19 protein-coding genes are annotated in these 18,890 nt (G+C 67.9%); 14 read left to right on the top strand and 5 right to left on the bottom strand.

Features of this window, described 5'->3' with window-relative positions:
- Positions 1–77 precede the first annotated feature (77 nt).
- From MELE44368_RS10555 to MELE44368_RS10495, 13 genes are read left to right on the top strand one after another with little or no spacing between them, the layout of a single operon-like run.
- Entirely contained in the window at positions 78–1,253 is a 1,176-nt protein-coding gene (locus tag MELE44368_RS10555) for an acyl-CoA dehydrogenase family protein (protein ID WP_128108417.1), read from the top strand.
- Between the two features lie 37 nt (positions 1,254–1,290).
- Complete coding sequence (locus MELE44368_RS10550; RefSeq protein ID WP_128108416.1) at positions 1,291–2,451, top strand: amidohydrolase family protein; 1,161 nt, start codon at positions 1,291–1,293, stop codon at positions 2,449–2,451.
- Complete coding sequence (locus MELE44368_RS10545) at positions 2,448–2,732, top strand: acyl-CoA synthase (RefSeq protein WP_128108415.1); 285 nt, start codon at positions 2,448–2,450, stop codon at positions 2,730–2,732. Before MELE44368_RS10550 ends, MELE44368_RS10545 begins: the two co-directional genes overlap by 4 nt.
- Positions 2,733–2,779: 47 nt before the next feature.
- On the top strand, positions 2,780–3,610 hold the full coding sequence (locus MELE44368_RS10540; protein ID WP_128108414.1) for an MlaE family ABC transporter permease: 831 nt from the start codon (positions 2,780–2,782) through the stop codon (positions 3,608–3,610).
- The gene (locus MELE44368_RS10535; protein WP_128108413.1) at positions 3,610–4,467 is read left to right on the top strand and encodes an ABC transporter permease; all 858 of its coding nucleotides are present in this window, start codon (positions 3,610–3,612) and stop codon (positions 4,465–4,467) included. Before MELE44368_RS10540 ends, MELE44368_RS10535 begins: the two co-directional genes overlap by 1 nt.
- Positions 4,464–5,825, top strand: coding sequence for an MlaD family protein (locus MELE44368_RS10530; protein WP_128108412.1), 1,362 nt, complete (start codon positions 4,464–4,466; stop codon positions 5,823–5,825). The genes MELE44368_RS10535 and MELE44368_RS10530 overlap by 4 nt, the downstream gene beginning before the upstream one ends.
- Positions 5,822–6,895, top strand: a complete 1,074-nt coding sequence (locus MELE44368_RS10525; RefSeq protein WP_128108411.1) for an MCE family protein — start codon at positions 5,822–5,824, stop codon at positions 6,893–6,895. Before MELE44368_RS10530 ends, MELE44368_RS10525 begins: the two co-directional genes overlap by 4 nt.
- 5 nt (positions 6,896–6,900) lie before the next feature.
- Positions 6,901–7,932, top strand: coding sequence for an MCE family protein (locus tag MELE44368_RS10520; protein WP_128108410.1), 1,032 nt, complete (start codon positions 6,901–6,903; stop codon positions 7,930–7,932).
- Positions 7,929–9,032 (top strand): MCE family protein, encoded by a 1,104-nt coding sequence (locus tag MELE44368_RS10515; RefSeq protein ID WP_128108409.1) that lies wholly within the window; start codon positions 7,929–7,931, stop codon positions 9,030–9,032. The genes MELE44368_RS10520 and MELE44368_RS10515 overlap by 4 nt, the downstream gene beginning before the upstream one ends.
- A gap of 8 nt (positions 9,033–9,040) precedes the next feature.
- Positions 9,041–10,276: an MCE family protein gene (locus MELE44368_RS10510; RefSeq protein ID WP_241566558.1), complete on the top strand. Its 1,236-nt coding sequence runs from the start codon at positions 9,041–9,043 to the stop codon at positions 10,274–10,276.
- Positions 10,273–11,523, top strand: coding sequence for an MlaD family protein (locus tag MELE44368_RS10505; RefSeq protein ID WP_128108407.1), 1,251 nt, complete (start codon positions 10,273–10,275; stop codon positions 11,521–11,523). The genes MELE44368_RS10510 and MELE44368_RS10505 overlap by 4 nt, the downstream gene beginning before the upstream one ends.
- A 27-nt stretch (positions 11,524–11,550) precedes the next feature.
- Positions 11,551–12,162 carry an Rv1363c family protein gene (locus tag MELE44368_RS10500; RefSeq protein WP_241566557.1) on the top strand — a complete coding sequence of 204 codons (612 nt, stop codon included), beginning with the start codon at positions 11,551–11,553 and terminating at the stop codon, positions 12,160–12,162.
- Positions 12,159–12,878: a type 2 periplasmic-binding domain-containing protein gene (locus MELE44368_RS10495; RefSeq protein ID WP_128108406.1), complete on the top strand. Its 720-nt coding sequence runs from the start codon at positions 12,159–12,161 to the stop codon at positions 12,876–12,878. Before MELE44368_RS10500 ends, MELE44368_RS10495 begins: the two co-directional genes overlap by 4 nt.
- Here the strand turns inward: MELE44368_RS10495 and MELE44368_RS10490 are convergent.
- Together MELE44368_RS10490 and MELE44368_RS10485 are read right to left on the bottom strand one after the other, a co-directional pair.
- Positions 12,868–13,308, bottom strand: a complete 441-nt coding sequence (locus MELE44368_RS10490; protein ID WP_082944450.1) for a DUF2599 domain-containing protein — start codon at positions 13,306–13,308, stop codon at positions 12,868–12,870. The genes MELE44368_RS10495 and MELE44368_RS10490 overlap by 11 nt on opposite strands.
- Entirely contained in the window at positions 13,293–14,765 is a 1,473-nt protein-coding gene (locus tag MELE44368_RS10485) for an aldehyde dehydrogenase family protein (protein ID WP_128108405.1), read from the bottom strand. The genes MELE44368_RS10490 and MELE44368_RS10485 overlap by 16 nt, the downstream gene beginning before the upstream one ends.
- Positions 14,766–14,871: 106 nt before the next feature.
- Between MELE44368_RS10485 and MELE44368_RS10480 the strand changes: the two genes are divergently transcribed.
- Complete coding sequence (locus tag MELE44368_RS10480; protein ID WP_046752752.1) at positions 14,872–15,666, top strand: FadR/GntR family transcriptional regulator; 795 nt, start codon at positions 14,872–14,874, stop codon at positions 15,664–15,666.
- A gap of 7 nt (positions 15,667–15,673) precedes the next feature.
- Here MELE44368_RS10480 and MELE44368_RS10475 read toward each other — a convergent pair whose 3' ends face one another.
- The 3 genes from MELE44368_RS10475 to MELE44368_RS10465 are packed head-to-tail and all read right to left on the bottom strand — an operon-like array spanning position 15,674 to position 18,886.
- On the bottom strand, positions 15,674–16,882 hold the full coding sequence (locus MELE44368_RS10475; RefSeq protein ID WP_128108404.1) for a CaiB/BaiF CoA transferase family protein: 1,209 nt from the start codon (positions 16,880–16,882) through the stop codon (positions 15,674–15,676).
- 22 nt (positions 16,883–16,904) lie between these two features.
- Positions 16,905–17,999: a DUF7064 domain-containing protein gene (locus MELE44368_RS10470; protein WP_128108403.1), complete on the bottom strand. Its 1,095-nt coding sequence runs from the start codon at positions 17,997–17,999 to the stop codon at positions 16,905–16,907.
- Positions 18,000–18,049: 50 nt separating this feature from the next.
- A complete protein-coding gene (locus tag MELE44368_RS10465; RefSeq protein WP_241566556.1) occupies positions 18,050–18,886 on the bottom strand; it encodes an acyl-CoA thioesterase in 837 nt (278 codons plus the stop codon).
- Positions 18,887–18,890 lie beyond the last annotated feature (4 nt).

Here is an 18,890-nt window from a genome sequence, read left to right as displayed (position 1 = left end):
ATTGCAATAACTCCCCAAAACATACAGGATACTGATTAAGGTGAATCTGATCACTAAACGGGTTGGACGGAGGCGACTTGCATCTCGGCCAGGACCGCGAGTTGGACGCGCTGCGAAAGCGGGTCCGCGATCTAGCCGCCCAGTATGCGCCGCCGCGACACGCTCGCACCGGCGTTCGGGCACCTGAGCCCCACGAAATTCCCGCGCTGCGGAAGTGGACCGCGATTCTCTTCAACGAACAGTTGCTGGGAGTGAACTGGCCGGTCGAGTACGGCGGCCTGGCCGACGCGCACCCGTTGCACGAATCCGTCGTCGCCGACGAGTTGATCCGCGCCGGAGCGGCCGGCCCGGTCGGCGGTGGACTGCTCGCCGGCGCGGCGATCGTCGCGTCGGGCACGACCGCGCAGAAGGACTACTTCCTGCCGCGCATCCGCTCCGGCGAACACATCTGGTGCCAGCTGTTCAGCGAGCCCGACGCCGGAAGCGATCTGGCCGGCCTGCGCACCCGCGCGCGCCGCGACGGCGACCATTTCGTCGTCGACGGGCAGAAGGTGTGGACCACCAACGGTCAGCACGCCGACTGGGGCTACCTGCTCGCCCGCACCGACCCCGACGCGCCCAAGCACGCGGGCATCACGGCGTTCGCCCTGGACATGAAGACCCCGGGCGTCGCGGTGCGGCCGCTGCGCGAGATCACCGGCACCGCCGACTTCAACGAGGTCTTCCTCGACGGCGTGCGGATTCCGGAAACCCACGTCATCGGCGAGGTCAACGCGGGCTGGGCGGTGACGACCACCAGCCTGGCGCTCGAACGCTCCAGCGCGGGCAGCGGCGCATCGCTGTTCGGGGCGCTGAACCGGCTGGTGCGGCTCGCCGGCGAGGTGACGCGGGATGGCCGTCCCGCGATCGAGCACGATGACGTGCGCCAGGCGATCGGCGGTTTCGCCGCCGACGTGCACGTGAACGCGTTGGTGTCGGCGTTCGGGGACAGCAGGGCGCTGCACGGCACCGGGGACCTCGCCGACGCGCCGGTGTCGAAGATCCTGTTCAGCGAGATCAACCTGGCGCTGCACGAGTTCGGAGTGCAGGTGCAGGGTCACGACGGGGTTCGCATCGAGGGCGACGCCCACGTGCACGACGACGGATGGTGGCAGGACGCCTTTCTCTACGGGCGGGCGTTCACCATCGCGGGGGGCACCAACGAGGTGCTACGAAACCTGATCGCCGAACGCGCACTGGGATTGCCGCGATGAGCACACGCGGCCCGGTTCCGGAGTCGAAGGAGATGCCATGCCTTTGCAAGACTGGATGAAGATCATCTCGGTCGACGACCACGTCATCGAACATCCTCGGGTCTGGCAGGACCGGCTCCCGGAAGCGCTTCGCACCGAGGGCCCACAGATCATCGAAACCGCTGAGGGACACCATGTCTGGCAGTACGAAGGCCAGCTGTACCCGCAGATCGGGCTCAACGCCGTCGCCGGCAAGCCGCCCGCGGAGTACGGCATGGAACCGGTGCGCTACGACCAGATGATCCCCGGCTGCTACGACCCGGTCGAGCGCATCCGCGACATGGACATCGACGGGGTGGAGGCCGCGCTGGCGTTCCCGTCGTTCCCCGGTTTCGGCGGCGGAGTGTTCCAACGCGCCAAGGACAAGGAGCTGGCGCTGGCATGTGTGCGGGCCTGGAACGACTTCCAGGTCGACGAATGGTGCGCGACGGCGCCAGATCGGTTGATCCCGTTGGGGATTCTGCCCACCTGGGATGTGGAGCTGGCCGCCCGCGAAGTCGAGCGGTTGGCCCAGATCGGGACAAGGGCGGTGTCGTTCCCCGACAGCCCCGTCCCGCTCGGCCTGCCCTCGTTCCACGACCCGACCCACTGGGAGAAACTGTGGGACGCCCTCGAGACCGCGGACATGCCGGTGTGCCTGCACTTCGGTTCGGGCAGCTACGTGCCCGGCTTCTCCTTCGCCACCGGATCCATCGACCTCAACGCGCCGTTCGCGGTCGCCATCGCGACCTTCTCCACCAACCTCATGTGGAGCACCGCGGACCTGGTGTTCTCCGGTGTCCTGCAACGACATCCGAACCTGAAGTTCATGCTGTCAGAAGGCGGCATCGGCTGGATTCCGTACCTGCTGGAACGGCTGGACTACACCTGGGAGCGGCACCGCTGGTACCAGAACATCAGCCGCGAAGACCGGCCGTCGGATCTTTTCCGCAAGCACTTCTGGGGCTGCTTCATCGACGACGAGCACGGGGTGAACTCCCGCGACGCGATCGGCGTCGAAAACATCCTCGTCGAAGTCGACTATCCGCACTCCGACTCGAACTGGCCCAACAGCCGTAAACGGATCAGCGAGAACCTCGTCAACGTGCCGGACGACGAGGTTCATCGCATCGTGGAACTCAACGCGCGCGAACTGCTGCGCTTCGGCAACGGGCGATGACCGAACCGCGGCCCGACACCGGCGACTACGACCTGTTGACGTTCGGCGAGGTCGCCGCGCGGCTGTCAGAAGAACTGGCCGCGGTCACAGCGGAACTGGACGGCCTGCGCGAGCAATCCAGCCCGGACGCCGAACGTATTCGACGCCTCGAGCAGCGCATCGAACTGCTGAAGACCAGCAGCGACCGGTATCGCCGGGAACAGCGCACCAACGAGTCGTTCCACCGCCGGTTCGGGTCACCGGCCAGTCCGACATCCAGCCCGCCTCCGCAGTGGCGTTGAACGACGACAGGTAAGGATCCGAGCGGTCAATGGTGACTTCGGGGCAGATGCCTTCGCCAGTCGGTGAGATCACCGAGTGGACGAAGGGGTACGCCAGGAGGCACCCCATCGCCTCTCTGGAAACCGTTGGCAGCCAGTGCATCCTGGGACTACGAGCGCTGCAGTACCTCGTCCTCGACATCGTGCGATGGCGCTTCCCGCTGGGCGAGTTCGTCGAGCAGGCGGCCTTCATGGCCTCGACGGCCATGCTGCCGACGATGTGTGTGGCGATCCCCATCGGGGTGACCCTGCAGATCCAGTTCGCGCTGCTGGCCGGGCAAGTCGGCGCCACGTCGCTGGCCGGAGCCGCCAGCGGCCTGGCCGTCATCCGTCAGGGCGCACCGCTTGTCGCCGCGCTGCTGATGGCGGCGGCGGTCGGCTCGGCGATCTGCGCGGACCTCGGCTCGCGAACCATCCGCGACGAGGTCGACGCGCTTGAGGTGATGGGGATTTCGGTGATCCGCAGGTTGGTCGTGCCGCGGCTGGCCGCGGCCATGGTCGTCGGCGTCGCGTTGACCGGGTTGGTGTGTTTCATCGGCTTCCTGGCCGGTTACCTGTTCAACACCTTCGCGCAGCAGGGTGCGCCCGGCAGCTTCGTGATGACGTTCGCGTCGTTCGCGACGGTGGGTGACATGGTGCTGACCCTGATCAAGGCCGTGGTGTTCGCCGCGATCGTCGCGATCGTCGCGTGCGACAAGGGGCTGACCACCAAGGGTGGCCCCGCCGGGGTCGCGAACTCGGTGAACGCCACCGTGGTGGCGTCGATTCTGCTGTTGATGATCACCAACGTCGTGTTCACCCAGATGTACGTCCTGCTGTTCCCCAAGGCGTCGCTCTGATGGCGGCGGCACCGTACTACCCGCGCGGAGTCCGGCCGCTGGTGTCGGCCACGGAATCGGTGGCCGGTCTCGGCGCCCGGCTCGGCCACATGCTGACCTTCTTCACCCGGGCGGTGGCCGGCATTCCGGTGACGCTGGCGCGGTACCGGAAGGGCTTTCTGGCCATCCTGTCCGACGTCACATGGGGCAACGGCTCGGTCGTGGTGGGTGGCGGCACGGCGTGGGTGATCATCCTGCTCGGTGCGACGGCCGGGGCCATCGTCGGCATCGAGGGCTATCAGGCGCTTCACCTGCTCGGCATGGAACCGGCGGCGGGACTGCTGTCGTCGACGGTGTCGACGCGCGAACTGGCGCCGATCATGGCGGCGTTGGCCTTCGCCGCGCAGGCGGGCTGCCGGTTCACCGCGCAGCTGGGCTCGATGCGCATCTCCGAGGAGATCGACGCGATGGAATCGCTGGCGATCCGGCCGATCCCGTATCTGATCACCACCCGGCTACTGGCCTCGGTGGTGGCGATCATCCCGCTGTACATCCTGTGCCTGGTGGTCAACTACGCGACGGTGCAGACCGTCGTCACCTTGAGCGGCGGGCTGTCGGCGGGTTCGTTCCAACACTACTTCCGGCTGGTGTTGACGGGCACCGACGTCTTCTACTCGGTGTGCAAGGCGATCGTCTTCGTCATCATCACGTCGACCATCCAGTGTTACTACGGCTACTTCGCGGCCGGGGGACCGCAAGGGGTCGGGATCGCCGCCGGACGTGCCATGCGGGCAAGCATCTCGGTGATGATCATCGCCAATCTGCTGCTGACGATCGGGCTTTGGGGCATCGGGTCGGGCGCGAGGCTGGGTGGATGACGACGCTGCCGAACTTCGAATCAGCCTCGCCGCCGGTGTCGCAGGCCCGGCTGCTGCTGCGCGGGGCGGCGGTGCTGCTCGGCGCCCTGCTGTTGGCCGGGGCCGCGATCGCCAAGTCCGAAGGGGTGTTCTCCGGCCGCGTCGAGGTGGTGGCGCTCCTCACCGACGTCGGCGACGGCCTGCCGAAGGGCTCCGACGTGAAGTTCCGCGGCGCGCTGGTCGGCACCGTGGAAAGCGTGGCGCCGGCCATCGACGGCGGCGACAACCGGGTCGACGTGAGCATCGATCCCCACTTCGCGCGCGCCATCCCGGCCACCGTGACCGCGCGCGTGGTGCCCGGCAACGTGTTCGCGGTGTCGTCGATCCAACTGGTGGACAACGGTTCCGGTCCGGCGCTGAAGTCGGGAGCGCAGATCCGCCAGGACGACAGCCTGGCGACGGTGCAGTTTCAGACGGCGCTGACCAAGCTGCGCGAGGTGCTCGCCGCAGCGGGCAGGCCCGGCTCGACGGACACGGTCGGCGTGCTGGCCGCCGTCGCCGAGGCGACGAGCGGGCGCGGCGACGAGATCGAACGCGCCGGCAGCGGCGCCAAGCGCATCGTCGACGAACTCAACGATGTCATGGCCGACGACGGCACCGAGGCCACGCTCGCGGTCGTCTCCGGCGCACTTCAGGGCCTGCAGCGCACGTCGCCGGATCTGCTCGACGCGGTGCACAGCGCGGTGGTGCCGATGCGGACCCTCGCCGAGAAGCGCCAGGAGTTGACGCACTTCCTGTCCGCAGGCCACGCAACGTTCGGCGAGATCGGCACGTCCTTCGAGAACCACATGGACCGCATCATCGTGATCACCACCCAACTGTCCCCGGTGATGGGTGTGATGGCCGACGGCGCCGATCAATTCGCACCGATCGTCACGCGCATCAACGGCGTCACCAACCGGTTCTTCGACCACGTGTGGCACGAGGACAAGAACATGGCGGTGGGTAAGTTCATGCTGGTCTTCACGCCCAACAAGATGTACACGCGCCAGGACTGTCCGCGCTACGGTGCGCTCGAGGGTCCCAGCTGCCACAACGCGCCGGTGACTGCCGACCCGCCGGTGCTGCCCGCCCCGCTCGACCCGCGCAACTACCGGCCCCCGGGCGGCAACGTGGGCCCGGTCGGCAGCCCGCAGGAACGCGAGCAGTTGGCCGAATTGCTCGGGCCGGATCCCGATGTCGCCTCCGAACTGCTGCTCGGCCCGATCGCGCGCGGCAACACGATCCACGTCGTTCCAGACACCGGGGCACCGCCGCCGCTGCCCGCCGAGGCGCCGTTGCCCGGTCCCGTCCAGCCGGGAGGAGGCAACGGCCCGTGAAGTCGCCGGAAACCGCGGTCGGAACGTTTCTCACCAAGTACCGTCGGCCCCTGCTCGGGCTGTCGGTCTTCCTCGCCGTCTGCCTCGCGCTGATCGGGACGGTGTTCGTCACGCTGCAGCGCAACGTCAACGGCGAGACCCACAGCTACAGCGCTGTCTTCACCGACGCGTCCGGACTCAAAGTCGGCGACGAGGTGCGGATGGCCGGGGTGAAGGTGGGACGCGTCGACGGCATCGCGCTCGACGGCACCAACGCAAAAGTGGACTTCCGGGTGCAGTCCGAACAAGTGCTGTACGGAAACACCAAGGCCGGCATCATCTATCAGAACATCATCGGCCAGCGCTATCTCGGCCTGTCCCTCGGCGACTACGGCGACCCGCGCGTGCTTCCCGCCGGTTCGGTGATCCCGGTCGAACGCACCGAGCCGTCGTTCGACATCTCCCGACTGCTCAACGGTTTCGAGCCGTTATTCGCGCTGCTCAACCCCGAGCAGGTCGACAACCTCACCACCGCGATCGTGCGGTCCCTGCAGGGCGACACCGGCGCGATCGCGACCATGATCTCCGAGACCACCCGTCTGGCCGAGTCCTACTCCGGCACCGACGCGATCCTCGACGGCGTGCTGACCCACCTGAACTCCGTCGTCGCCTCACTGGCCGACCGCGACGAATCCCTGCGCACGACCATCGACTCCGCAGAGAACGTCTTCGACGGATTCGCCGCCCGCCGTGCCGAATTCGTGGACTCGATGGATCAAACCGCGATCGTGGGCCAGCGCCTGGCGAACATCGTCGACGACGTCCAGCCGGATATGAGGGAATGGTTGGCGCGCGAACCCGGCTTCGCCAAGCACTTCATGGAGGACAAGCAGGGGTTCGAATACATGGCCTTCAACACCCCGCTGATGCTCAAGGGCATGGCCCGCTTCAGCCAGGGCGGGGCGTATCTCGACGTGTACGCATGCAACCTCACCGTTTCTCAGTTCCCGCGCATCGACAGCCTCATCCACGCGATCGTGCGCGAGGGCACCCCTGAGGATCGCCTGACCTACAGCCAGAAATGCCGGTGACGATCATGAGAAGGCCTGCGATCGGTCGACCCATCGAGTCCTACAGCAAGCTGCGCCTCGGCGTCATCGCGGTACTCGTCCTCGCCCTGGCGCTGGGAGGTGCGCTGGGGTTGGGCCGCCTCGGGCTCGGCAGGGACGTCTACATCGCCGAGTTCACGCAGTCGGCGGGGTTGAGCGTGGGCGATCAGGTGACGGTGGCCGGCGTGCACGTCGGTCGCGTCAAGAGCATGCGACTCGCCGGTGACCACGTCGCCGTCGGTCTCGAGATCGACGACGACGTGCCGATGGGCTCGGCGACCAAGGCGTCGATCAAGCTCACCACGCTGCTCGGCGCGCGTTATGTCGACGTGCAGCCGGCAGGCGCGCAGCCGCTGACGGATCACCGAATCTCGCTGGCCAACACCGAGGTTCCCTACGATCTGCAATCGGCGCTGCAGGACGCCACCACCACGTTCGAAGCCGTGGACGCCGCGAAGGTCGCGCAGTCGATGACGACGCTGTCGACCCAGTTGCAGGGTGCACCCGAGGTGCTTCCGCAGGCGCTGGACAACATCGACCACCTCTCGTCGGTGATCGCCTCCCGTCGTGATCAGATCTACGACCTGCTCCGCAGCACCGAGCAGGTCGCCGAACTGCTCGGCAACCAACAACACAGCCTGGGCCTGCTGATCCATCAGAGCCGCGAGGTCCTCGGCGACCTCGCCGCACGAAAAGAACTGGTGGTCCGGCTGATCGACGCCACCGCGAAGCTGATGAACGAGCTGCGGCCCGTGCTGGTCGATGACCGGCAGCGGATCGACGAACTGATGGCCAACCTCGACGGCATGCTGAGCGCGGTGCACCGCAACGACGCGCTGTTGCGCAGCACGCTTCAGCTGCTGCCGCTTCCGGTCCGCAACTTCGCCAATGCCACCGGAAACGGCAACGAGTTCGACTTCACCTCCACCGGCGGCTCCATGATCGACTCGTTCATCTGCGCGATCAGTGGCCGCGCCAAACAGTTCAACTTGCCGCCGTACTTCGGGGACTGCAAATGACCGCACGCGCAATGGTGAAGCTGATCGCCGTGCTGGCGTTGGTGGGCTTCGTGTGCGGCGGCTGCTCGCGCGGCCCGATCGGTGGGAAAGCGATGACGATCGTCGCTGAGTTCGACAGTGCGAGTGGGCTTTACGAGGGCAACGCGGTGTCCGTGCTGGGCATGCCGGTGGGCACGGTCGAGAAGATCGAGCCGAAGGGCGCCTATGTCGAGGTGACGATGCGCGTCGACCCCGGCATCCGGATCCCCGCCGACGCGCAGGCGGTCACCGTCTCCACCTCGATCCTCACCGACCGGCACGTCGAGCTCACCCCGGTGTACCGCGACGGGCCGACGCTCGCCGACGGCACCCGGCTCGGCCTGGACCGCACCAGGACGCCGGTGGAATTCGACCGGGTACTGGCGATGATCGACGAGCTGGCGGTGCAACTGCAGGGCGACGGCCAGGGGTCGGGTCCCGTCGCGGACCTGCTGTCGGTGAGTGCCGCGATGACCGACGGCAACGGCGCCAAGATCCGCTCGGCACTGGGCGAACTGTCCAAGGCGCTGAAGATGAGCCAGGATCGAGGCGCGCCGACCGGTGACGCGATCACGACCATCGTCACCAACCTCGACCGGCTGACCGCCGCGGCGGTCGAGAACGACCAGACCATCCGCGACGTCGGCACCTCGGTGCGTCAATTGAGCGCCGTGCTGGCCGCCGAGCAGCTCGGAACCGGGTCGACCGGAGCGCAGGTCAACGAGATCCTCGCCCAGACCGCCGATCTGATCGAGGACAACCGCGATCACCTGAAGGGGACCACGGCGGGGATGGAGACGGTGACCAAGGCCATCGCCGACTACCGCCGCGAGATGGCCGAGGCGCTCGATGTGGCGCCGATGCTGTTGGACAACGTCTACAACATGATCGACCACGAGAAGGACGCCATCCGGGCGCACCCCGTGCTCGACAAGGTCGAACTGAACGGGCAGATGACCAAGGAGCTGTGCAACCTGCTGGGCATGAAACAACTCGGTTGCACCACCGGGACCATCCAGGACTTCGGCCCCGACTTCGGACTCACCAGCATGCTCGAGGGATTGGCGGGTCTGCCGGGATGACACAGCGGATGAAACCTCTGGGCGCGTTCGCCGCACTCTGCCTGTCGACGGTGGTGGTGGCGGGCTGTTCGATGGGCCTGGACCAGCTTCCGCTACCCGCCCCGTCGGTCGGCGAGGACACCTACGAGGTCAGCGCGACGTTCGCCAACGCGCTCAACCTGCCCGCCAAGGCGAAGGTCCGGTTGTCCGGCGCCGACGTCGGCGAGGTCGAGTCGATGACCGCGCGCGACTACACCGCGGTGGTGACCATGCGGATCGCCTCCGACGTCCAAATCCCCGAGGGTACAAAGGCTGAACTGCGTTCGGCCACGCCGCTCGGCGACATCTTCGTGTCGCTGACACCGCCGCCCGGAACGTCCGAGGCGACGACACCGCTGTCGCCGGGCGCGGTGGTCCCACTGGACTCCACCGCGTCCGCCGCGTCGGTGGAAGACGTGCTGAGTACCGCGGCGGTGCTGGTCAACGGGGGAGCGATCCGCAACCTCACCAGGATCGTCAACGGCATGGGCCGCGCGGTCGGCGGGAAGGGCGAGGACCTCAACCAGTTCATCGACGAGTCCACCCGGCTCATCCAGAGCCTCTCCGCACGGTCGGACCGCATCAAGACCGCCCTCACCCAGACCGGGGATCTCGCCGAGACGATGGCCGCGCGGCAGCAATCCATCGACGCCGCCGTCGAGGCCGCCGGCCCCGCGTTGGGAACCGTCGCGGAGAACACCGACCGGATCGTCGACATCGTCGCGCAGGTCAACCGAATCACGCTGCAACTGGCGAAGATGCCGTCGGTGCGCGGAGAAGAGTCGCGCAGCATGATGGCCGACTTCAACCGGCTTTCCGCGGGCCTCAACGAAGCGTCCATCGCCCCCGGCGCCTCGCTGGCCAACTTCAATCGGATGTTCGGTCCCATCCTCAAGACCACCAACTCGACCGCGTCCAGCGTCGAGATCGACCTCGCCGACCTGGCTGTCGGCGCGTTCGCCGACCCGTATCACCCCGCTGACTCGGGCAGCCGCGCACCCACCCGGGAGGACTTCCGCAACATGGTCGGCAGCATCTCCTACGAACTGTTGATGGTGCGGAACAAGTTCTGGGGCGCGCCGACGCCGCCACCCGGAAACGTGCCGCCGCCCAACCTGATCGGGCCCGCACCGGGCAGGCTCACGCCCGCTCCGCCACCGCCGGGTCTGGAGCCGCCACCGCCGACGGCTCCGCCGGGTGCGTCGTTGGAGGAGCCGACGGGATGAGGCAGCTGCTGAACGCGTTGCGGTGGGCCAGGTTACGCCGGCTGGGCCTGTCGGCGTTCGCGCTGGCGACGATGTTCGTGGTCGGCGTGGTCTACCTTCTGTTCGGGACGTTGCGGCTCGATCCGATCAGCACCGCCGCCGTGGTGCGCGTCCACCTCGACCAGACCGGCGGGCTGCTGCCGGGCCAGGACGTGACGTTGCGTGGCGTACCGGTGGGCCGGGTCCGCGCCATCGAGTTGTCCGACACGGGGGCGGTGGCCGTCGCGGAAATCCGTCCCGGGACCCGGATCCCCGCCGACACCGAGGTCCGGGTGTCGGCGCTGTCCCCGGCCGGCGAGCAGTATCTCGATTTCCGTGCCGACCGCAACGACGGACCCTATCTCGCCGACGGCGCCGTGATCGACAGTGACCGAACCAGAACGCCGGTGACGCTGGCCAAACTGCTCGGCGACCTGGACGGCACCTTGGAGCAGATCGACACCGGGCGGCTGTCGGGGGTGCTCGACGAGTTGCGGGTCGGGCCGGAGGGGGCCGACAAGCTCGCCGCCATCCTCGACGGCGGCACCTTCCTGGTGTCGACCCTGGATTCGGTTCTGCCTCAGACGGTCAGCCTCGTCCGCAACAGCAAGGTGATGTTGTCGACGGTGCGTGACGTCAGCCCGGGGATGGCCGAGACGTCGAACGATCTGGCGCAGATCTTCGCCGGGGCCGAACGCATGGAGGGCGGGTACCGCACCCTGCTGGACCGCGGACCCGAGGCGTTCTCCGGCATCGACGCCGTCATCGCCGACAACTCGCCGACCATGGTGCAGTTGCTCGGCAACCTGACGACGGTGTCCCAGTTGGTCTATCTGCGGGTGCCCGCCCTGGAGGAGTTCTTCTTCCCCAAGTACCGCGAGGGTTCGGCGCTCGAGGCGGTCGGCAGCACGTTCCGCGACGGGGGAGTGTGGGGTGCGGTGAGCCTGTACTCGCGCTACGGCTGCGATTACAACCTGCCCAAGGCGCCGCCGACGCTGACCGACTTCCCGGAGCCCTTCCTGTACACCTACTGCCCGAACCCCGACCCCAAGTACCTGGTGCGCGGGGCGCGCAACGCGCCTCGACCGCCCGGTGACGACACCGCGGGACCGCCGCCCGGCGCTCATCCGCTCCAACGGGCCGACCCGGTTCCCACCGGCCGGTTCACCATCCCGACGCCGTACGGCGGTCCCTTCCTTCCGCTGCCCCCGCCGCCGAGCGGACCCTGACCCGAGGACCGTCAGAAAGGACTCGATGTGACCACTCGCGAGGACGTGTCCACGGTCGACGCCACCGCGGACACCGAAAACGTGGCAGAAGAGAGCGTCGACACCGGCTCGGAAGATGCCCAGCACCAAGCCGATTCGCCACGGCGCCGATGGCTTCGCCGACCCACCCGCCGAACGGCGGCGCTCGGGGCCGGTGCCGCGCTGCTGGTGGCCTCCCTCGCCACCAGCGCCGTGCTGGCCGTCAAGTTGTCCGAGCAGCGGGCGGTCGACAATGCCGGCCAGCAGGCCCTGGCCGCGGCACAGCAGTATGCGCTGATCCTGACCAGTGTCGACGGCGCCAAGCTCGACGAGAACTTCGCCGCGGTGCTCGACGGCGCCACCGGCGAATTCAAGAAGATGTACAGCGAGTCGAGCAACCAGCTCAAGCAGGTGCTCATCGACAACGACGCCAAGGCCGGTGAGGTCATCGCCGCGGGTATCAAGTCGGCGACCAAGGACAAGGTGGAGATCATGTTGTTCCTCGATCAGGCGGTCAGCAACAAGCTGAATCCCGAACCGCGCCTTGACCGCAACAGGATCATCATCACGATGGACAAAGTCGACGGCCGCTGGCTGGCCAGCGACGTCGTGCTGCCATGACCCGGCTGGCCGCGCTGCTCGGCGTCCTGCTGCTCGCATGCCTCGGGGCGGCGCCGGGTGCTCTTGCCGACACCGTGTCGAACGGTGTGACCTACACCGTCGTGCCCGATGTGCGTTCCGGCGTCAGTCCGCAGGGGCCCGGTGAGTGGACGGTGAACTACGAGAAGCTCGCGGGCGGTGACCCCGTGGTCGCCGACGCGATCAACCGGATTCTCGACGACGAGGCCGACGGTCAGGTGTGGCTGTTCGCCGCCAGCGCGAGTAAGAGCTCACCGTGGACGTTCAAAACCCAAGGCAGGCTGCAGTTCCGGCCGCTGACCATCTCGGAGCTGTGGCGAGGCCAGTACCACGCCGTCGAGCTGCCGAACATGCCGGTCGACACGGTCGCGACGCGGGTGTTCGACGCGCGCAGCGGAATCCAGATCGTGTGGAGCAACCTGTTCGTCGACGAGCAGGCCGGGTTGACCCGGCTGGGCGCACTGACCAAGGAGATCCTGCCCGCCACCTATCCGACGCCACCGCTGGGCGGTTGGGGCGAGTACTACGCCGGGTGGGCCCCGGTGGAACGCAACTTCCGGTTCTGGATTCCGACCGATGCGGGCATCGAAATATACTTCCCCGAAGGGCAGTTCGGCCGCGAGGTGCGCTCGATCACGATCCCGTGGCCGGCGGTCAGCGATCTGATCGCCCCCGAGTTCGTGCCGATCACCAGTTGAGCACGTCGTCGGGCCCGCCTGGGTTGCAGCCCGAGTTCTGCATGATGATGCTCGACACGACCGGCCGCCACGGTTCCAGGTTCCAGGTGCCGACCTTGCCCGGGTTGGTGAACGAGGCAAGCTGCCAGTAGCACATGAACTGGTTCTGCATGGTCAGGGTGTTGGCGTCCGGTGCGTGCTCGAGCAGCTCGGCCCACGCGTCGTAGCTCTGCGCGCCGTTGGTGAAGATGCCCGCGGCCGCCCATCCCCAGGCCGTGGGGTAGATCCGCAGGGTGGCCCGCTCGCCGTGGTACACCCATTCGGTGCGTTCGATGTAGTCGGGCGAACCCGGTGGGCGTTCGGGCAGCGGTGCGGCAACCGCGGGTGCGGCTCCGCAGATGGCCGCACCCAGCGCCGCCGAGGCGATCAGATGGCTCAGCCGACCGGCCACTGAAGTGCCTTGTGCTGCAGGTACTCCGCCAGCCCGAACTGCCCGAACTCACGGCCGACCCCGCTGTGCTTGTAGCCGCCGAACGGGGCAGCCGGGTTGAGTCCGCCGCCGCCGCCGTTGATGACGACCATGCCGGTGCGCAGCCGGCGGGCGACCGCGGCGGCGCGCAGGGGATCGGCCGACCAGACGCCGCCGCTGAGGCCGTACCGGCTGTCGTTGGCGATGCGGACGGCCTCGTCGTCGTCGCTGAACGGGATCACGCACGCCACCGGACCGAAGAACTCCTCCTGGGCGATCCGCATTTCGTTTTTCACACCGACGAAAAGTGTTGGTTCCACGAAGAATCCGCGGTCCAGATGGGCGGGCCGGTTACCGCCGAAGGCGATCTGCGCACCCTCGTCGACCCCGATGGCGATCAGCGTCTCCACTCGCTGGCGCTGCACCTCGCGGATCAGCGGCCCCATCATGGTGGCCGGGTCGGCGGGATCGCCGACAGAGATGAAGCCCAGGGTGCCGACGATGCGCGCCACCAGGTCGTCGTGCAGCGACTGGTGCACGAGGATCCGCGTCTGCAGCGCGCACCCCTGGCCGGCGTGGGTGATGAAGCCGCCCAGAACGCTTTCCATCGCCCTGTCCAGATCGGCGTCGTCGAGCAGGATGTTCGCCGACTTGCCGCCGAGTTCGAGCACCACCTTCTTGATGCTCTCCGCACCCTGTGCGTAGACCTTGCGGCCCACGGCGTCGGACCCGGTGAAGCTGACGATGTCGACCCCGGGATGGCGGGTCAACGCCTCGCCCGCGTCGACGTCACCGGTGACGATGTTCAATGTTCCCGGTGGCAGCCCGGCGGATTCGGCGATCTCGCCGAGGATGAGGGCCTCCAGCGGCGTGTACGGCGACGACTTGAGCACCACCGTGCAGCCGGCGGCCAGCGCGGGGCCGATCTTGGCCAGGTTGAGCAGGAACGGGAAGTTGAACGCGGTGATCAGAGCGGCCACCCCGTACGGTTCGCGGACGACGACGCCCTGGCCGATGCCGTTGCCGAGCACGGGAGCGGTCGGCGCCTCGAACTCGAACTGCGGCAGCACGCGGTGGACCATGTCCGCGAAGTGGTCGATCGGCGTGCCGACTTGGAGGAACTCGGCCAGCATCCGGGTGGACCCGGCCTCGGTGATGTTCAGCTCGACGAGATCGGCGCGCCTGCGCGCCAATTCGTCGGCCATGGCGCCCAGGATGCGGCCGCGCTCGGCAGGGCTCATCGACGGCCACGGGCCTTCGTCGAACGCACGGCGGGCCGCGCGCACGGCGGCGTCGACGTCGGCCGATGACGCCTGCGGCACCTCGGCGATGGTCTCCTCGGTCGCGGGGTTGAGCACGTGGAGGGTCTGGTCACCGACACCGTCGGTCCATGCGCCGTCGATGAACAACTTGCGGGTGGCCAGTGAGCTCGCTGTCATCGGATCCTCCTGTTGGGTCTGGGTTGAGTACAATCAGTTAGGTAATTGGGAACGCGGGCAACGGGTTCGCCTCACACAGCGCGAGCAGACGAGAACGGATCATCGGATGGACCTGTCGAACGGGGGGAACGGCGAGTCCAAACTGGTGCGCGCACCGAAGACCGCTGAGCTCATCGCCGATCACCTGCGCAGCAGCATCGTGCGCGGGGTGCTGAAGGAGGGTGATGCGCTGCCCACCGAGGTGGAACTGGTGAAACAGTTCGGTGTCTCGCGGCCGACCTTGCGTGAGGCCTTCCGCATTCTGGAGAGCGAGTCGCTGATCGTCGTGCGGCGCGGATCGCGCGGTGGTGTGCTGGTGTGCTCGCCCGAAACATCCGTCGCCGCCCGAAATTTCGGCTTGCTGTTGCAGATGTCGGGGACCACCCTGACCGATCTCTACGAGGCGCGGAAGGTGTTCGAACCGGCCGCCGCGGAGATGCTGGCGCGGCGCGCGACGCCCGAGGACATCGCCGACCTCAAGGCGGCGGCGGGCGCGCTGGCGGCGCTGGTCAACGAGGGCACCGAGGGTGCGGATTACGCGGAGTGGACGGCGGCGACGTTCCGGTTCCACGACCTGATCATGGAGCGGGCCGGCAACAATACGCTGCGCCTGTTCGGTGCGGTGCTGCGGGAAGTGGTGACCCGGCACATGACCCGGGTGATGAGCACGGCGACCAACCCCGCCGGCATCGAGAAGCAGTACAAGCAGACCATCAGGGCGTTCAACAAGCTCGTCGCGCTGATCGAGGCGGGCGACGGTGCCGGCGCCAGGGATCATTGGGCCGCGCACATGGAGCGGGCCGGCCGCAGCATGCTGTGGGGCGACCTCGCCAAGGAGACGGTGATCGACCTCTACGTGTGACATGGGCTCAATCCAGGGCTCCGCTGTCGCGCAGCGTGCTGATCTCGTCCCAGCCCAACCCGGCTTCCAGCAGCACCTCTTCGGTGTGCTGCCCGAGTTCGGGTGCGGGCCCGGCCGGTGCTCCGGGCACACCGTCGAACTGGTACGGCGGTGACACCAGCCGGAATTCGCGGCCGTCGTTGCCTGCGACGGTGGGCAGGTAACCGTTCTCGGTGACCTGCGGGTTCTCACACACCTCCTCGAAAGTCGCTGCGGGCGCCCATACTCCGGAGAAACCCGCCAGCACCGACTTCCACTCGTCCACCGTGCGTGCACCGAAGGTCCTGTCCAGCTCGGCGACGCAGGCCTCCCGGTTGACGAACCGCGAAACGCCGTCGCGGAACCGCTCGTCGTCGGCCAGCTCCGGCCTGCCGATCAGCTCACACAACTCGCCCCAGAACCGGTCGGCCTGCAGGCACACCAGGTTCAGCCAGCGATCGTCGGAGGTGCGGTAGAGGTTGACGATCGGGTTGGGGGCGTCGAACCGGTTGGGCCTGGGCAGTTCGCCGACGCCGGCAGCGGCGGCGGCCAGATCGGGGCTCATCGTCCACATGCCGGTGTTCAACAGCGACACGTCGATCACCCCGCCCGCGCCGGTCCGCTCCCGCCGGTACAGGGCCATCGCCACGGCACCCGCGATCGCGCTCGAGCCCTGCAGGTCGAAGAACGCGGCGGGCTGCGCGGCGGGCGCCTGGGCGCCGGGTTCGGTGAGCTTGTGCTGCACGCCCGCCGCCGACCAGGCCGCCGCGGAGTCGAAGCCACCGGCATCGGCCATCGGACCCGAAGTGCCCCAACCCGTTCCGCGAACGTAGATGAGCCGCGGATTGTCCGTCCGCAGGTCGTAGACGTCGATGCCGAGTTTGGTGCGGACCTTGGGCAGGTAGCTGGTCAGGAACACGTCGGCGCCTTTGGTGAGTTTGAGCAGCGTGTCGTGGCCGGCCTGCGTCGCGAGGTTCAACGTGATGCTGCGCTTGCCGCGATTGGGCACGTGCAGAAAGGGATTCGGGCTGGAGTCGTCGGCGTTGATGGCGTTGCGAAGCGCTCGCTGCGGGTCGCCGTCGGGCGGTTCGACCTTGATCACGTCGGCGCCGAGATCGGCCATGATGGCGCCGGCGCCGGGCACGAAGGTCCACGAGGCGACCTCCACCACGCGAACACCTTCGAAAGGTCCGGTCACCTGTCGCTCCTTGTCGAGTCGATCACCGCACGGCCTGCAGGGCTTTCAGCATGCGGGCGAAATGTGTTGGGTGCCAGATGTCTTGGTCTTCGCCCCAACCGATGCGGTGATCCAGGTCCCAGCGCATCAGCGCGGTGCTTCCCCCGCCGCGTTCGCAGATGTGGCTGACGCTGTGGCCTTCGGCGTGAAGCGGGCGGCCGGTCAGGTCGGTGAGCCGAAGCTCCATGTGGTCGCTCCAGCCGGTGACGGGGTCGCGGTAGTTCTTCATCACGCTGGCGGTCTTGTCCAGTCGCTCGAAGCGCCCGTCGGCGAGCAGCCAGCCGTGGTTGAGCGGTGACCACCCTCCGGCGTCACCCTCGGCGACCCGCACGAAACCGAGGAAGCCGACGTCGGGCCCGGCGTGCCCGAAAATGTACTGAATACGCCCTCTTCCGCGCTCGCGCTCGATCTCGCGCCAGCGCGGCCCGCCGGGATGGCGCACCCGGTTCGTCGGCGCGGCCGCCGGCGTGTCACCCGTGCGCCTGAGCGGCGCGCCGCGGGGCGCCCAGGACCGGTCCCGCACCGAGTAGCAGTCGACGGGGATGCGTTCACCGGAGAGCACGAGCTCGCCCGTGACGTGCCCCAGCTGATCGAGATGGGTGTGCTCCATGAAGGGCGGCTCCCCCGGGGTGAACCGCTGCGGCGGGTGTACGCCTTCGAAGTCCAGGGACACCGCGAAATCCGCTGCGGGATCGGTGTACTCGATGTGGTAGTCGTGCAGCGGACGGCGCATCCGGATGCTGAACCCGCCGCCGGGGATGGCGATGTCACGCAGGTCGGGCGCCGGATCGGCCATCGGCACGTCGGTTTCCATGCGGAAGTAGCGCAACTGCTCCGGGTGGGCGCCGTGGGGGTCCCAGACGTAGACCCGCCACGTCACCGTGCCGCGGTTGGTGTTGAACTGCGCGTGCAGCCACCCGCCGAGCTTGCGTTCGGGAACGTTGAACGACCACCACGTGGTCTCGGCCCAGAACGGGTTGTCGTCGGGCGAGCGGTGAAAGGTGTCGTCGTCCGGAACGAACGGGGTCTCGGCGGTCACGACCGAAACATGCCCGCACGCCGCGTCCGCTCTGACCATGAACCGATCCTAACTAAAGGATACTTATTTAGGGAATAGTTTCGCGGCGCTCATCGGTCGCGCGGAAAGTCGAACAGCGACTCCTGGGCGAGGCTGGCCACCAGCGCGCCGCGCTCGTCGAAGATCTGACCGGAGTACATCCCGCGCCCGCCCGACGTGGACAGCGGATGCAGGTCGATCAGCAGCCACTGGTTGGGGTCGGCGCCGCGGTGCAGCCAGACCGCGTGGTCGACGCTGGGCAGCAAACCCACCTGTTCGATCTGGGGTGCGCGTGACAGCCCGGTGCACAGGTCGGAGATGAACACCATGCCGCAGGCGCGCACGTTCGGGTCGTCGGCCAGCCGCTCCCGGATGCGCAGCCACATTCGCGCCGGCCAGCGATACCACGGCTCGGTGTCCTCGGGAACGCGCGCCTCCAAGTCGAACGTGCGCGACGCGTTGAGCTGATGCGTCGGCAGTTCGGCGGGCCGCTGGACCTCGGGGATGGGGGCGGCCTGGAATTCCGGTGCGCCGTCGGCGGGTCGGGCGAACGAGCAGACCATCGAGAAGATCACCGACTCGCCCTGGACCGCGCTGACCCGCCGGCCCGAGTAGCGCCCGCCGTCGCGGTCGCGCTCGACCTTCAGCTCGATCGGCCTGCTGGCATCGCCCGCGGCGAGGAAGTACGCGTGCATCGAGTGCGCGACCCGGTCCTCGGGCACGGTGAGGCTGGCCGCGCGCAACGCCTGGGCGGCGACCTGTCCGCCGTAGATGGTGCGACGGCCGGTCACGCTCACCGTGTCGGCCTGAAACCGGTCGTGGGGAAGGGATTTCAGCTGCAAGACCTGCGCGACGGCTGTCGGGGCGGCCTGGTCGGCGTCGAAGACCTCACGCGACGTCTGCGTCATCGTC

This window comes from Mycolicibacterium elephantis DSM 44368 (assembly GCF_004014805.1).
In the GTDB taxonomy this organism is placed as follows: domain Bacteria; phylum Actinomycetota; class Actinomycetes; order Mycobacteriales; family Mycobacteriaceae; genus Mycobacterium; species Mycobacterium elephantis.
The sequence above is the reverse complement of the archived record's forward strand: the minus strand, read 5'-3'. Positions and strand labels throughout refer to the sequence as shown.